Below are 14,598 nucleotides of genomic sequence, written 5' to 3'. Positions count from 1 at the left end.
ACCGGCCTCAGCCCCGGGCGAGCTCAGCGGCAAGAGCCTCCCGCTCCGAAACGTCGTACCACAGCAGATCGGCCTCCGCCGTCCGCTCGAAGGCCTCCTCATCACCGGTGCGAGCCAGACTCACGTCCGCCTCCGCACCCGCCTCATCGACAAGCAGCGCCGCCACCTGCTCCCAGGACACCTCACCGAGGAGCTCGACCGTCCCCGGCAGCACATCACCCTCCACAGCCACCTCCCGGACCAGCTCCGGGTCGACGTCGGCGGCCAGGACGACCCGCCGGTCCGCCAGCTCCCGCGCCCCGGTGGCGAGCAGCTCGACAGAGGTGTCGGCGGCGCACAGGCTCGCCGACACCTCCAGGCCCTCCTCATCCTCCTCCGGCAGTGCCGCCGCCAGCGCGGGAGTCACCGCATGGGCTCGACGGGCGCTGACACGAGGGGCTGACAGGTCCGCCCCGGTGGCGGGCAGGTAGACGCGCATGGGCACAGTCTCCCCGACAACACGCGAAGACGCCGAATCGGCCCAGCGGGCACAAGCCGGTCAACAACCGCCCGGCGAGCCCACTGACACCCCGGAGCCTCAGCGCCGGTGCCGTCCGCCGGTCCCCGGCTCCGGGGGCGGCGGAGGCGCCACCACCGGGGGTCGGCTTGCCGCCAGGGGCCCGGCCACGCCCGCCCCGCCATCGCTCGAGGCGCCCACAGTGCCAGGCTCCTGCCGAACCTCTCTGCCACGACGGCGCCGCAGCCACAGGCGGGAACGGGGTGAGCGCGCAGCCTGCCCCGCATGCGCCGCCGGGTCCACCCGGTCGGTCAGATCGGCCAGCGCCCTGCCCAGCGGGCTGGAGGGGGCCGCCGCCAGAACCGAGCGCCCCTCCATGAGGCACTGGTCGGCCGTCAGACCGTCCTCGGGCAGGACCGCCACATTGTCCATCCCGCCGAAGCGCGCCAACACCTCCCGCACCGCCCGCTGGGGCGCCGGCCCGGCCACCGAGGCCCGCACCCGGTTGACCACCACCTGCACCCGCCCCGTGGGCCGGGCGTCCTCCTCCAGATCGGCGGCCAGCTGCAGCAGGCGGCGCACACTGACCGGGTCGGAGGCGCCCACCAGGACCACCACATCAGCACTGCGCACCAGATCGGCGGCCACCGCCCCACGGCCCGGCTCCAAGGTATACCCGTCCACCGAGTCGTCAATGGCCCCGCCGGCCACGTCAATGACCGTCCAGGCGGCGGCGCGCCGGCACTGGCGCCACACATCGGGCATCGCCGCCGGCGGCAGCTCGCGCCACCTGCCCGGGCGCCCCAGGCCGGACAACAGCCACTGGTCGGAGGCCACCGGGACCAGGACCTGAGCCAGAGCCTCGTCATCGAGCCGGCCGCGGCTGGCCAGGCGCGCGGCCGTGGCCAGCGCCGAGGAGTCCTCGGGCAGCCCGAGCAGCTGGGTCAGGCACGGCGCCTCGACATCGGCGTCGACCAGCACCGTGCCGCCGCAGGCCGCCAACCCGTGGGCAAGAGAGGCCGCCACCACCGAGCGGTCCGGTGAGCCATGCGGCCCCCACACGACCACGAGCCCGCCCAGGCCCTCCCCCACACCCGGCGCGCCGGACGCCCCAGCACCGCCGGGACCGGCCGCCCCGCCCGGCTGCGCCCCGCCTCCGGCCGAGGCGCCCGGGTCCCGCGGCTTGTCCAGCTCGGCCCACAGCGCCACATCGAAACCGTCGGCGCTCGGCGGAGGGACCTCACCGGCCCCCGACGGCGCCGGGTCACCCGCCCCGGCCACGGAATCCGCCCCGGGCGGAGCGGGCGCCGGGCCAGGCGACGGCGCGGGGTCGAGCCCGCGTGCGACCAGCTGGAGACGGGCCCGGACGAGACCCGGATCGGCGTGGAGATCCTCCACCGCCCAGCCGGCCGACTCCCAGCGCTCGGCCTCCTCGGGCGGGGCGAGCAGGACGCCCGCCGCACCGGCATGGTCGAGGCGGTCCAGCACGGTGCGGTCCAGGTCATCGAAACCGGTGTCGATGACGACCAGGCGCGCCAGCCCCGCCAGCGCCGCGCTGAGCAGCTCGGCGGTGTCCGCGCAGCGGCGCACGACCACCAGCCCCGAGCCGGGGGCCTGCAGGGCCCGCAGCACACCGGAGTCATCCCCCGACAGGGCCAGGAGAACCCCCCTGTCCTGGCGCTCCACGGGCACCTCACCCCTCCTGGCCGGTGGGCACGAGGACAAGCCCTCCGCCCTGGCCGACGGCGGTGAGCACCGGCTCCAGCGCCTCGGAGGGCACGAAGACCTCGACCTGGCTCGTCGTGCCCCCGATCAGACTCGTGCCGGCCTCACCGACCGCCGCGACGGTCAGGCCCTGGGCGACCAGCTCAGCGCCTGCCGCCTCGCCTCCCTCGGCCTGCGCATCGGCCGTCACCTGCACCTGCTCGCCCGGCAGGACCCACAGCTCGACCGAGTCGCCCGTCGAGGTCCCCGCGGGCAGGCCGGAGACGACCTCGAGCACGACCGCACGCAGGTCCTGGTCCGCCGCCGAACCGACCGCGCCGGTGGGAAGGAGCTCGCCCGCGTCCAGGGAGCGCGTGGCCACGGCGTCCACCGGGAGCGAACCCGCCGTCACATAGGCCTCCGTCCCGGGGTGGGCGTCGACGAGCGTGAGGACCCCCTCGGCGGTCAGGTCCGCCCCCGGGGCAACATCGTGGGCAAGAACGTAGACCTGCTCGGTGTCCGCCGCCGCGTCCACCGCCCAGGCGCCCAGCGCCACCGAGGCCCCGACGAGCACGAGCCCGCCTGCCAGCCGGGGGTCGCGCCACGTGGGTCGACGCCATCGCGCCACCGTGTCGACGCGGTCATCGGACCGACGTTCTGCGCGTGCTGGCAACGTTCTCCGTGCTGAGATCACGGGCTCCTCCTCCGTGGCACTCAACCCAGGGGCCGCCGCTTCAGTGCTTTGGGAGCCCGCAGGGATGTTCAGGGATGGCGCGTATGGCTACGCAATGAGACAATCCTGCCATGAAGGACAAGTTCTTGACCATCACCGAAGTTGCCGAGAGCCTCCAGCTGTCCGCCCAGGGGGTCCGCGCCCTCATCCAGTCGGGCGACCTGCCCGCCATCCAGGTCGGCGCCCGTAACCTGTGGAGGGTGCCGGAGAGCGCCTTCGACGACTACGTCCAGAGCCGGCTGGCCGCCACCCGTGAGATGGTGGCCTCCCGGGGCGCCGCCGAGGAGTGACCCCGCGGTGTGCGGCCGCCTCAGCGGCTGCGCACCGCCTCGACCGCTCCCAGAGCGACCGTGACCACGCCGCCGTCGACCGGCGCGGTCGCGGATTTTCTCGCGCCCGCCTCTGCAGCATCGACGACGACGTCGAACCAATCGGCACCAACGCGTACGATCCGCCCCACCAGCTCGCCCCCTGACAGGACGACGCGCACCCGCGCCCCGACGCGGGCCAGCTCGCGCAGCGCCCCCTGGAAGGTGGGCGTGCGCCAGGTCTCGCCCCGCGGCGCCGGCCCCGGCAACGGCCCGGCAATGGCCAAGGCCTCCACGGGCACGATGGCCTGAAGGCCCTCGCCCTCATCGACCAGGACGAAGCCGTCCTCAGCCCGGACCACCACGCCGTCGACGTGCGCTCCCGAGCGCGTCCGCAGCAGGACACGCCTGCCCGGCGCCCCACGCAGCCGGTCCGCCATCCTGATCCGCGAGACCTCCGCCTCGGCCAGGTCCGCCGACTGCGCCGCCAAGTCGGCCCGGCGCTCCGCCTCGAAGCGGCTCTCAAGGTCTGCCAGGAGGCTGTCCCAGTTCACGGGAACAGCCCATCACACTCAGTCGACGCCGCCAAGCCGGCCCACCTCCCACCGTGCACCATCCTCCTCACACGCACCCGCACAACGGGTCTTGACAAGTAGGTCACATATTGACCATCCTTTAAGAGCGTCAAACATGATCGTCAGCGCTAGAGGGTGTCATGCGTTCCTCGACTCAACTCGTCACCATCGCCACGGTCTCCGCAGCGCTCACCGTCGCCCTCGCTGCCGGGACCGCCGCCGGGGCTCACGGGCTTCTGTCAACCCCCATCGCCTGGTGGGGCTCGTCCCAGCTGACCGCCGGCCTGGCAACGCTCGGCGCGGCGGCCGGGGCACTCGGGGCCGCCTGGCACCTGCTGTCCGCCCTGCTCGCCCTAGCGGCGACCGCACCGTCCCACGGCGGACACCGGGGGCAGGGCGCCTCGCTGGCCCAGGCGCTGCTGCACCGCTGGGGAGCCCCGGCCGTGCGCCGGGTCGCCGCCGGGGCCCTGGTCGCCGGGCTGACCGCCACTCCGGCCCTGGCCGCCGACCCCGACCCCAGCACCGATGACCTGGGATGGCAGCCGACGACGAGCCAGGAGACGCCCGCGGCACAGGCGCCGACCGCCGACCCGCAGGCGCCCGGGAGCGGGCCGGCGGTCGACGACCCGGCCCAGCAGGGGGCCGCCGACTCCCAGCACGTCGTGTCGGCCGGTGAGTCCCTGTGGTCGATCACCGCCCAGGTGCTGGGTCCTGACGCCCAGGACGCCGAGGTGGCCCACGCCTGGCCCCAGCTCTACGCCGCCAACACCGAGGTGGTCGGATCCGACCCCGACCTCATCCATCCCGGCACCCCGCTGACCATGCCCGCCCTCGAGCAGGGAGGGGACCAGGCCTCGTACGCCTCCCGCTGACCAACCGTTCCACGACACCGACACCCGACAGGACCACCACGATGACCGCGACACCCACCGCCCTGACCACTGACGCGGCCCCGACCCACCCTGCCCGGCGAGCCCGCGGCACGGCCGTCCGGGCCCTGAGCGCGACCCGGCGCACCCCGGCGGGCAGGATCATTGAGCGCCCGACGCTCACCGCCTCCGAGCCCCGCACCGAGTGGGACCGGATGCGGTTCCGGCCCCGCCTGTCCCACGAGGACCCCCAGGGCCGCGGGCGCACGCACGAGCCGGCCCCGACCACGATGCCCGACCCGGACCGCAGCGCCGCCTCGATCGTCCAAGCGGCCTGCGAGGTGCTCACCGGGCACCGGCCGGCCGACCAGCTGGCCCGCTGGACGACCCCCGAGCTCTTCGAGGCCCTCGCCCGCCGGGCGGGGCTGGCCCGCCGCCTCCTGGGTCCGCGCCCCCAGGCCTCCCGGATGCGCGCCCGCTCGGTGCGCACCCAGGCCGTGACCCGAGGGGCCTGCGAGGCCACCGTCCTGCTCGACGACGGCTCGCGGGTGCGCGCGGCGGCGGCGCGCCTCGTGGCGCACCGGGGCAGGTGGGTGCTCAGCCACCTGGAGATCGCATGAGGGTCGGCGCCCGTCCGGCGCCCGGCGGCTCAGCGCCTGCGCTTTCGGGAGGCCCGGCGCTGGGCGCGGTTGCCCGTCGCGGCCGGGGTGCCCTCCTTGCCGCCGGAGCGCGCCGTCGAGACGGGGGCGCCCTCCTGGGTGCGGGCCGAGCCGTCCTCCCCCGGAGCCGAGTAGGTGACCCGGCTGTCCATGGCCTGCCGGCCAGTCGAGCCCAGGACGGTGCCCGCCGAGCCGGCCTGTACCCGGATGCGCGCCGCACCGGTGCCGTCGGCCGCCGCCACGGTCTGGGCGGCCTCGGCCGTCCCGTCGGCCTCGGCCCTGGCCGCCGCGGCCTCGAAGCGCGCGGCGTTGGCGAAGATCTGCTCGACGGTCTCCTCGCGGATGCCCTCCATCATCGCCTTGAACATGTGGGCGCCCTCGTTGGCGTACTCCACGAGGGGGTCGCGCTGGGCCATGGCCCGCAGACCGATGCCCTCCTTGAGGTAGTCCATCTCGTAGAGGTGCTCGCGCCAACGCTTGTCGACCACGGCCAGCAGGACGCGGCGCTCCAGGGTGCGCATCGGCTCCTCGCCGAGCTGGGCTCGTGCCAGCGCGTTGCCGTCCAGGCGCCCCTCGGCCTCCTCGTAGGCCACCGCGGCGTCCTCGGCGAGCTCGGTCGACAGGCGCTCGGCGGTGAGGCGGTCGACGCCGCCGACGGCATCGATGATCTCCTCACTGGTCAGCGACACCGGGAAGAGGTGGCCCAGGTCGTCCCACAGGGCCTCCAGGTCCCACTGGTCGGGCCGGCCCTCGGCGGTGCGGGCGCGCACGATCGTCTCGACGGCCTGGGCCCGGAAGCGCTCGACCTGGGGCTCGAGGTCCTCCCCGTCGAGCACACGGCGGCGCTCGTCGTAGACCTTCTCGCGCTGCTCGGTCATGACGTCGTCGTACTTGAGGACGTTCTTGCGGATCTCGTAGTTGCGGGACTCCACCTGCCGCTGGGCCGAGGCGATGGCTCGGGTGACGATCTTGGACTCCAGCGGCACGTCGTCGGGGTAGGCGCCCGAGGCCATGATCCGCTGGGCCGCCCCGGAGGCGAACATGCGCATGAGGTCGTCCTCCATGGACAGGTAGAAGCGCGACTCCCCGGGGTCCCCCTGGCGGCCGGAGCGGCCGCGCAGCTGGTTGTCGATCCGGCGCGACTCGTGGCGCTCGGTGCCCAGGACGTAGAGCCCGCCGAGCTCGACGACCTCGTCGTGCTCGGCCTGGCACGCCTCGCGCGCGGCCCGGAGGGCCTCGGGCCAGGCCTTGTCGTAGGCCTCGGCGTTGTCCTCGGGGTCCAGGCCCGCCTCCTTGAGGGCGGCCACGGCGATGTACTCGGCGTTGCCCCCCAGCATGATGTCGGTCCCGCGCCCGGCCATGTTGGTGGCCACGGTCACCGCGCCCTTGCGCCCCGCCATGGCCACGACCGCGGCCTCCCGGGCGTGCTGCTTGGCGTTGAGGACCTCGTGGGAGATGCCCCGGGCGGTGAGCATGGCCGACAGCGCCTCGGACTTCTCCACGCTCGTCGTGCCCACGAGGACGGGCTGGCCGGTGGCGTGGCGCTCCTCGATGTCGTCGACGACGGCCTCGAGCTTGGCGTTGACCGTCGTGTAGACGAGGTCAGGCTGGTCGATGCGGATCATCGGCTCATTGGTCGGGATGGGGACGACCCCGATCTTGTAGGTGCCGGCGAACTCGGCGGCCTCGGTCTCAGCGGTACCGGTCATGCCCGAGCGGGAGCCCTCGGGGTAGAGCCGGAAGTAGTTCTGCAGCGTGATCGTGGCCAGCGTCTGGTTCTCGGCCTTGATCTCCACGCGCTCCTTGGCCTCGATGGCCTGGTGCATGCCCTCGTTGTAGCGCCTGCCCGGCAGGACGCGGCCGGTGTGCTCGTCGACGATGAGCACCTCGCCGTCGCGCACGATGTAGTCCTTGTCGACGGCGAACAGCTCCTTGGCCTTGATCGCGTTGTTGAGGAAGCCGATGAGCGGGGTGTTCTCCGACTCGTAGAGGTTGTCGATGCCCAGGTAGTCCTCGACGCGCTCGATCCCGGGGGCCAGCACGCCCACGGTGCGCTTCTTCTCGTCGACCTCGTAGTCCTTGCCGGCCCGCAGCCGCTGGGCGATCTTGGCGAACTCCTGGTACCACTTGTTGACGTCACCGGAGGCCGGGCCGGAGATGATGAGCGGGGTGCGGGCTTCGTCGATGAGGATGGAGTCGACCTCGTCGACGATGACGAAGGCGTGGCCGCGCTGGACGAGGTCCTCTGGCCGCTGGGCCATGTTGTCGCGCAGGTAGTCGAAGCCGAACTCGTTGTTCGTGCCGTAGGTGATGTCCATCGCGTACTGCTCCCGGCGCTGGGCAGGGGTCTGGCCGGTCAGGATGCAGCCGGTGGACAGGCCCAGGAAGCGGTGGACGCGGCCCATGAGGTCGGACTGGTACTCGGCGAGGTAGTCGTTGACCGTCACCACGTGCACGCCCTTGCCCGTCAGGGCACGCAGGTAGGAGGGCATCGTGGCCACGAGGGTCTTGCCCTCACCGGTCTTCATCTCGGCGATATTGCCCCGGTGCAGGGCGGCGCCGCCCATGATCTGGACGTGGTAGGGGCGCATGCCCAGCACGCGGTCGGCGGCCTCGGCAACGGTGGCGAAGGCCTCGGGCAGCAGCTGGTCGAGGGTCTCCCCGTCGGCGTAGCGCTCCTTGAGCTCCTCGGTCTGCTCCTTGAGCTCCTCGTCGCTGAACTCGCGGTAGTCATCGGCCAGGGCCTCGACCTGGGTCGCGATGGCGTCGAGCTTGCGGAGGGTGCGTCCCTCACCGATGCGAAGGATCCTGTCGACGATCGACACGCTTGGTCTCTCCCTTGTTGGTGGCGGGCCCTGACGGCTGCCGGGACCGGGGCCCGGCGCCGCCGGGCACAGACGCCCCTCATGGTACGTGCGCCGCTTCGGCGCCACCGTGTGGGATCGCTCATCGTGATCAGGTCCGGGACACTCCGGCGCCCTGCCCCGGTCCGCCCCGGCTCCGAGGGCCGGACGTGAGCACCGCTCCCCCTGCCCGCTCCGACGGCCGCCACCGGTCGGGAGGGTCCCTGGGCGCCGCGCTGCTGGCGGCGCTGCGGCTGGCCCTGCCCCCGACCTGTGCGGGCTGCGGGTGCTGGGACACCGCCCTGTGCCCCGACTGCCGGGACCTCCTGCGGGGCCCGCCCCTGCCCGTGCGCGCCGATGCGGCCGGCGGGCTCGACGTGCGCTCGGTGGCCCTCTACGTCGGCCCCGTGCGCACAATCGTCCTGCGTTGGAAGAACGGCGCGCGGGAGGACCTCGATGAGGTGATGGCCGAGGTCGGCAGGCGGGCCGGGAGGCAGTGGGCGCAGTCACTGGGGACGGCCGGGCTGACGGCGAAGGCCGGCGACGGGCCGCTCCTGGTCGTCCCGGCGCCCTCGGGCAGGGCCCGCCGCCTGCGGGGGCGGCTCGTGGCCGCCGACCTGGCCGACGCCGTCGCGCAAGGCGCCGCCCGGGGCTGGTGCCCCCATGCTCCCGCGGCCGTGCTCAGCGTCGACCTGCTGCGCCGGGCCTCCGGACCGGCGCACCAGGCAGGCGCCTCGGCCCGCGGCCGGCGCCGCAACCGCTCCGTGCCCCCGCGCGTCCTGGCCGAGGTCGCCGGCCGGGCCGTCCTGCTCGTCGACGACGTCGTGACCACGGGTGCCACCCTGGGGGCCTGTACCCGCGCCCTGGAGGCCGCCGGGGCGCGGGTGGTCGGCGCCCTGGCCGTGGCGGCCGCCCCGCCTCCCGGCGGGTCGCGGGGCACGACCCTGCCGCCGGCCGTCCCCCGCGCCGATCACGAGAGCACCGGCGGGTCCGCGTGACCAGGACGTGACCTCGACCCGGCCCGCGCCGGAGGGCGGCATCACCGCAGATGGTGTAGGTTATGAGACATCGCACACAGGCGTGCACAGGGCGCTGACGGCCCTCGCGCCCCGGCACTCAGGAGGTGGTGGACGACCATCCAGAGACCGCCGCGAGGTGCGGCGGGCGTCCTTCAGCCCATCCCCCCGGGGATCATCAGAACCCCAGAAAGAGGTTCCAGCCATGGACATCACCGTCGTCGGCCGTAACGCTGAGATCAGCTCTCGCCTACGGGACTACGTCGAGGAGAAGGCCACCAAGGTCGAGCAGCTCGACCCCCGCGTCCAACGCGTCGAGGTCGAGATCACCCACGAGCGCAACCCGCGTCAGGCCGACACCGCCGAGCGCGCAGAGATCACCGTCATCTCCAAGGGCCCGATCATCCGCGCCGAGGCCAGCTCCTCCGACCGCTTCGCCGCCTTCGACATCGCGATGGGCAAGCTGACCGAGCGTCTACGCCGCGCACGGGACCGCAAGAAGGACCACCACCGTTACATCGTCGAGGTGCCCGAGCCCGTCGCTGCGGCCGCGCCGCCGGCCGCCGAGGAGATCGTCGTGCCCGACACCGGCGACGCCCCCATCGAGGACTCCCCCTCGGCCCCCACCCAGACCGGTGTGGCCGTGGAGTCCCAGCTCGGCGACTCCCCCGTCATCGTGCGCCAGAAGCTGCACGAGGCGGTGCCGATGACCGTGGACGAGGCGCTCTACCAGATGGAGATGGTCGGCCACCCCTTCTACCTGTTCATCGAAAAGGCCACCAAGCAGCCCTGCGCGGTCTACCACCGCCACGGCTGGACCTACGGGGTCATCCGCCTGGACGCCCAGGTCCTCTAACCGGGCCCTGCCACGAGGTGCTCGGCGGAGTCGGTCACCCGGCCGTCGCCGGCGTGACCGACTCCGCCGAGCACCTTCTTGTCACACGAGCGGGTAGGAGACATCGGTGACGTCGGTCGCCACGACCCGCCAGGTCGTGCGGGACCGCTGCCAGACCCGGTTCGAGGAGTCGGTCAGGCTCATCACCTTGCCGACCCGGTCCGAGGCGATGGCCACCGCGCCTCGGGCGCCGACCGTGGCCGAGGCGGTGCCCGCGACCTCCAGCACCAGCACGTCCCGGACCTCCTCGTCCTGGCGGTGGGGGGCCAGGACGGCCACGCTCACCGTGTCGTACCACACCACCGAGCTCGTCTGGGCCCCATCGGCACCGACGAGGTCGAGGGCCTCCCCCAGGCCCACCGGGACGCCGTCGGCATCGCGTCGCACGACGGCCACCGACACCCGCTCGTCCTGCCCCGCACGGTGCCGCACGGCGCAGCGGGCCGACTCCGCGGACAGGTCGAAGGCGATGACCTCCCGGCCGTCGAGCCAGGGTACGGACAGCTCGGGCCGCTGGCCGACATGGTTGACCACGGTCAGGCGCCCGTCGGCAGCCGTCCACACCCAGGCATGGCGGTCCACGACGGGGGGCAGGAGCCCTCCTGCGGCCGCATCGGCCGCCCCCGCCGACAGGATGGCGCTGGCGGCCGCCTGTCCCGCACCGGCCCGCAACAGGCTCGAGGCCGACAGGACGTAGACGCTCCCGTCGGTGCCCAGGGCGGGGTGGCGGGCATCGGTGGTGCCCAGCGCCGCGGCGGCGACCAGGGTCGCCCGGGTCGAGCTCGTGCCCTGGACGACATTGCCCCCGCTCATCCCGACCAGGGGACCCGGGGAGGCGCCCACCTCGGGCAGGCTCGCCGCCTGAGGCAGCGGCACGCCGTCGAGGTAGACGCTGACCCGGGACACCGAGTCGACCTCGCGCAGGCTCTCCCACAGCTGGGCCACCAGGAGGGACAGGTCCTCATCGGGGACCCGCGCCCGGCCCCCCGACAGGCGCACGGTCACCGTGCCGGCCGAGGGGTCGGAGACCTCCTCCTCGAGGGCGGCGCCCGCCGGCAGCGCGGTGACGACCCCGCCGGCCAGCCAGGGCGAGGGCCCGGCGATGAAGGCCTCAACGAGTCTGGGCAGCAAGGAGCTGCGCGGCAGCCAGCGCAGCTCGGGGACGAGCCGCTGCCGGTCAGGGGTCAGGAAGTACAGCGCCGTGGCACGGAAGTTCGACGACAGCCCGCTGACCGGCACGAGCACGCCGGGCAGCAGGGTGGCGATGCGCCACTGGCCGTGGGCGTCGACGGCCAGGGTGAAGGTCTCGGAGTAGCCCGTGGCATCGGCCGCCGAGAAGATCCCGTGCTCGCCGACCGAGCCGAGCAGATCCGCCTCGACCAGCACCGACCCATCGGGTGCGCGGGTCACCACAGGCTCCTCCGAGCCGGGGTAGACCCGCACGGTGTCCACCGGGTCCCAGGAGCCGGCCGCGGAGGTGAGCAGGAAGCTGCGGGCGGTGGCAAAGCCGTCGAAGAATCCGGCCACGCAGGCGCGCAGGAATCCCGAGACGATCTGCTCGGGGGTGGCTCCCTCGGCCGGGCCCGCGGCGGTCTGGACGAGCATCGAGTCGTCGACCTCGACGACGTCGGACTCGCCGATGTCGCCGCTGCGCGGCGCCCCGGCGCAGGCTCCCAGCCCGACGGCGCCCAGTGGCAGCGCGGTCAGCACCCACCGGCGGGGCACACCGCCGCGCCGTCCTTCCCGCGGCGCACCTCCCCGCGGGCTCACCGCCGCCCCTCCGGCCTGCCCCGGCCGCCGTTGTCCTCCGGCGTGCGTGCGCTGGGTGCGTCGCCGGGGCCCACGACGGTCACCCGACGGGGACCGGCCACCTGCTCCCCGTCCCGGGTGTCGGTCTCCTGGCCGGACTCGCGCACGACGTCGGAGCGTCGCGATGCCGGCGCCGGGGCCAGCGTGCCGCCCGGTGCGGCCGAGGCCTCGCCGGCGGCTCCCCCGCGGCGGGAGGTGGCGCGCGCCACCTCGGGGGCGTCGTCGGGGACGACGTCCAGCGGCCCGGGAAGGGTGTAGGTGCCCGGGGCGCCTCCCGGGCCCAGGGACCGGGGAAGGACCAGCAGGAAGGACGCCCCGTCGGCCGGCCAGCCCCAGGCGGTGATCGTCCCGCCGTGGAGTGAGGCGTCCTCCAGGGAGATGGACAGGCCCAGGCCGGTGCCGCCCAGGGTGCGGCGCCGGGAGGGGTCGGCGCGGTAGAACCGGTCGAAGACCTTCTTGACGACGTCGGGGCTCATGCCCACGCCGTGGTCGCGCACGCGCACGGCCACGGCGTCCTGCCCGGCGGCCACCGTGATGTCGATGGGTGAGCCCTCGGCGTGCTCGAGGGCGTTGACGACCAGGTTGCGCAGGATCCTCTCGACGCGGGTCGTGTCGACCTCCGCCACGACCGGCTCGGCGGGGGCCTCGATGCGGATCTGCGAGCCTTTGGCCTCGATGTGCACGGCGACGAGGTCGAGCACGCCGCGCAGCACGGCGACCAGGTCGGCGTCCTCGGCGCGCAGCTGGACCCGGCCGGAGTCGATCCGGGAGATCTCCAGCAGGTCGGAGAGCATCTCCTCGAAGCGGTCGACCTCGCGCATGAGGATCTCGATGCTGCGGGCGGCGAAGGGGTCCTCGATCTCGTCGCGAGCGGCCCAGATCTGCTCGGAGGCCAGGCGGATGGAGGCCAGGGGGGTGCGCAGCTCGTGGGAGACGTCCGACACGAAGAGCTTCTCGACCTTCGACAGGTTCTCCCAGGCCTCGATCTGGGACTCCAGGGAGGCGGCCATGTCGTTGAAGGAGCGCGACAGGGCGGCGATCTCGTCGTCCCCCTGGACGACGAGGCGCTCGTTGAGCCGTCCGGCGGCCAGGCGCTGGGCGGCCAGGGAGGTGCGCCTGATGGGGATGAGCACCCGCCAGGTCAGCGCCCACACCCCCAGGATGAGAATGAGCAGGAATCCGGTTCCCGCGATGAACACGGTCTTGGTCGTCCGCTCGATCACCCGCTCCTCGGGGGCCAGGGAGTAGACGATGTACATCTCGTAGGTTCCCGCCACCGGCAGCGAGACCCGCGAGCCCACGACCAGGCCGGGCACCGATCCCGCCTCGTCGGTGATGGTCACCCACTCGTAGTACTGCTTGCCGTCCGAGCCGGAGGCCACCCGCTCGCGCAGCTCGTCGGTGACCAGGGACAGGGGCACCTCACCGGTGGAGACGTCGTTGATGATCTGCGGGGCCGACTCCTGGGGGGAACGCTTCATGACCACACCGACGACCCCCGCCCCGGAGGAGGACTGCCGGATGTCGGCGACCTCGTCCTCGACCACGGAGGAGACCTCGTCGGTGGTGGTGGCGCTGGAGTCGTCGAAGGCCTGCTGGGCGATGGTCACCCGCTCCCAGGCGTCGACGAGGATCGTGTCCTTGCGGTCCTCATACACCGCGTTGGCGATGCGCAAGTTGACGACGTTGAGCAGGACGACGATGAGGATGACGCCGGCCACGGTGGCCATGAGGGCCATGCGGGTGGCCAGGCTGCGCCGGACGGCGCGGACCGGGGTGGCCGGACGACGCGGGGGCTGCATCCCGGTGCGCGTCGGGGTGGGCTCGCTCATGCGGGCTGCCTCACGCCGGTCGGTACCCGTTCGTGTGGGTCGGAGGGAGCTGGGCCGGGCTCACGCCTGCTCGCCGGCGCGGTAGCCGACCCCGCGCACGGTGACGACGATCGCCGGGTGCTCCGGGTCGTGCTCGATCTTGGCCCGCAGCCGCTGGACGTGGACGTTGACCAGGCGGGTGTCCGCCGCGTGCTGGTAGCCCCAGACCTGCTCGAGCAGCTCCTCGCGGGTGAAGACCTTCCACGGCGTGCGCGCCAGGGTGACGAGGAGGTCGAACTCCAGGGGCGTCAGGGCGATCTTGGTGTCGCCGCGCTTGACCTGGTGCCCGGCGACGTCGATGTCCAGGTCCCCGGCCCGCACGTGCTCGGCGTTGCCGCCGTCGACGTTGCGGCGCAGGCGGGTGCGCACGCGGGCGAGGAGCTCCTTGGACTTGAAGGGCTTGGTCACGTAGTCGTCGGCGCCGGCCTCGAGGCCCGCGACGACGTCCTGGGTGTCGGTCCGGGCGGTGAGCATGATGACGGGCACATCGGACTCGGCGCGCAACTTCGTGCAGATCTCGACGCCGTCGACACCCGGGAGCATGAGGTCGAGCAGGACGAGGTCAGGCCGGGTGTCGTGGAAGACGTCCATGGCGCGGGCGCCGTCGGCGCAGAAGGACGGGGTGTAGCCCTCGGCCTCAAGCATGATGCCGATCATCTCTGCCAGGGCGGTGTCGTCATCGACGACGAGGATACGGGTGCTCATGGGTCTATCCTGTCACGAACCTGGACGTTTCATGGGGATGCCGTGCGCCGCGCCGACGCGGCGAAGGACACACCCGGGCGGCACGTGCAGGCGCCGACAGGCACAGCGGGACATC

The 14,598-nt window shown here is 73.5% G+C and carries 13 protein-coding genes; 5 read left to right on the top strand and 8 right to left on the bottom strand.

The window, feature by feature from the left end; all coding sequences use genetic code 11:
• Positions 1-7 precede the first annotated feature (7 nt).
• The 3 genes from Q4C85_RS00700 to Q4C85_RS00690 form a co-directional block, all read right to left on the bottom strand.
• Entirely contained in the window at positions 8-478 is a 471-nt protein-coding gene (locus Q4C85_RS00700) for a hypothetical protein (protein ID WP_303138555.1), read from the bottom strand.
• A 99-nt stretch (positions 479-577) separates the two neighbouring features.
• Entirely contained in the window at positions 578-2,188 is a 1,611-nt protein-coding gene (locus Q4C85_RS00695; RefSeq protein WP_303138553.1) for a hypothetical protein, read from the bottom strand.
• Between the two features lies 1 nt (position 2,189).
• A complete protein-coding gene (locus Q4C85_RS00690) occupies positions 2,190-2,774 on the bottom strand; it encodes a hypothetical protein (protein WP_303138550.1) in 585 nt (194 codons plus the stop codon).
• A gap of 230 nt (positions 2,775-3,004) precedes the next feature.
• Between Q4C85_RS00690 and Q4C85_RS00685 the strand changes: the two genes are divergently transcribed.
• Entirely contained in the window at positions 3,005-3,223 is a 219-nt protein-coding gene (locus Q4C85_RS00685) for a helix-turn-helix domain-containing protein (protein ID WP_303138547.1), read from the top strand.
• Positions 3,224-3,243: 20 nt separating this feature from the next.
• On the opposite strand, the gene Q4C85_RS00680 is transcribed toward Q4C85_RS00685, so the two are convergent.
• Positions 3,244-3,795, bottom strand: a complete 552-nt coding sequence (locus tag Q4C85_RS00680) for a Fis family transcriptional regulator (protein ID WP_303138545.1) — start codon at positions 3,793-3,795, stop codon at positions 3,244-3,246.
• 161 nt (positions 3,796-3,956) lie between these two features.
• Between Q4C85_RS00680 and Q4C85_RS00675 the strand changes: the two genes are divergently transcribed.
• A complete protein-coding gene (locus Q4C85_RS00675) occupies positions 3,957-4,688 on the top strand; it encodes a LysM peptidoglycan-binding domain-containing protein (RefSeq protein ID WP_303138543.1) in 732 nt (243 codons plus the stop codon).
• Positions 4,689-4,729: 41 nt separating this feature from the next.
• Positions 4,730-5,305, top strand: coding sequence for an Rv3235 family protein (locus Q4C85_RS00670; protein ID WP_303138540.1), 576 nt, complete (start codon positions 4,730-4,732; stop codon positions 5,303-5,305).
• 29 nt (positions 5,306-5,334) lie between these two features.
• Here the strand turns inward: Q4C85_RS00670 and secA are convergent, their stop codons facing one another.
• Entirely contained in the window at positions 5,335-8,169 is a 2,835-nt protein-coding gene (gene secA, locus Q4C85_RS00665) for a preprotein translocase subunit SecA (RefSeq protein WP_303138537.1), read from the bottom strand.
• A gap of 188 nt (positions 8,170-8,357) precedes the next feature.
• Here secA and Q4C85_RS00660 point away from each other — a divergent pair, with 188 nt between their 5' ends.
• A complete protein-coding gene (locus Q4C85_RS00660; protein ID WP_303138535.1) occupies positions 8,358-9,185 on the top strand; it encodes a ComF family protein in 828 nt (275 codons plus the stop codon).
• A gap of 223 nt (positions 9,186-9,408) precedes the next feature.
• Positions 9,409-10,059, top strand: a complete 651-nt coding sequence (gene raiA, locus Q4C85_RS00655; RefSeq protein ID WP_303138533.1) for a ribosome-associated translation inhibitor RaiA — start codon at positions 9,409-9,411, stop codon at positions 10,057-10,059.
• An 81-nt stretch (positions 10,060-10,140) separates the two neighbouring features.
• Here the strand turns inward: raiA and Q4C85_RS00650 are convergent, their stop codons facing one another.
• Genes Q4C85_RS00650 through mtrA form a run of 3 tightly spaced genes read right to left on the bottom strand, consistent with a single transcriptional unit; the run spans position 10,141 to position 14,483 of the window.
• A complete protein-coding gene (locus tag Q4C85_RS00650) occupies positions 10,141-11,823 on the bottom strand; it encodes a GerMN domain-containing protein (RefSeq protein WP_303138530.1) in 1,683 nt (560 codons plus the stop codon).
• A gap of 41 nt (positions 11,824-11,864) precedes the next feature.
• Positions 11,865-13,739, bottom strand: a complete 1,875-nt coding sequence (gene mtrB / locus Q4C85_RS00645; RefSeq protein ID WP_303138528.1) for an MtrAB system histidine kinase MtrB — start codon at positions 13,737-13,739, stop codon at positions 11,865-11,867.
• Between the two features lie 60 nt (positions 13,740-13,799).
• The gene (gene mtrA / locus Q4C85_RS00640; RefSeq protein WP_303138525.1) at positions 13,800-14,483 is read right to left on the bottom strand and encodes an MtrAB system response regulator MtrA; all 684 of its coding nucleotides are present in this window, start codon (positions 14,481-14,483) and stop codon (positions 13,800-13,802) included.
• Between the last annotated feature and the right edge of the window lie 115 nt (positions 14,484-14,598).

The sequence above is a fragment of the Actinomyces sp. genome (genome assembly GCF_030524025.1).
GTDB lineage: Bacteria > Actinomycetota > Actinomycetes > Actinomycetales > Actinomycetaceae > Actinomyces.
The sequence above is the reverse complement of the archived record's forward strand: the minus strand, read 5'-3'. Positions and strand labels throughout refer to the sequence as shown.

What these genes read in the sequence shown, in the direction of transcription:
- Q4C85_RS00700 (WP_303138555.1), bottom strand. Translation starts at nt 478, where the DNA reads ATGCGCGTCTACCTGCCCGCCACCGGGGCGGACCTGTCAGCCCCTCGT.
- Q4C85_RS00685 (WP_303138547.1), top strand. Translation starts at nt 3,005, where the DNA reads ATGAAGGACAAGTTCTTGACCATCACCGAAGTTGCCGAGAGCCTCCAG.
- Q4C85_RS00675 (WP_303138543.1), top strand. Translation starts at nt 3,957, where the DNA reads ATGCGTTCCTCGACTCAACTCGTCACCATCGCCACGGTCTCCGCAGCG.
- Q4C85_RS00670 (WP_303138540.1), top strand. Translation starts at nt 4,730, where the DNA reads ATGACCGCGACACCCACCGCCCTGACCACTGACGCGGCCCCGACCCAC.
- raiA (WP_303138533.1), top strand. Translation starts at nt 9,409, where the DNA reads ATGGACATCACCGTCGTCGGCCGTAACGCTGAGATCAGCTCTCGCCTA.
- mtrB (WP_303138528.1), bottom strand. Translation starts at nt 13,739, where the DNA reads ATGAGCGAGCCCACCCCGACGCGCACCGGGATGCAGCCCCCGCGTCGT.
- mtrA (WP_303138525.1), bottom strand. Translation starts at nt 14,483, where the DNA reads ATGAGCACCCGTATCCTCGTCGTCGATGACGACACCGCCCTGGCAGAG.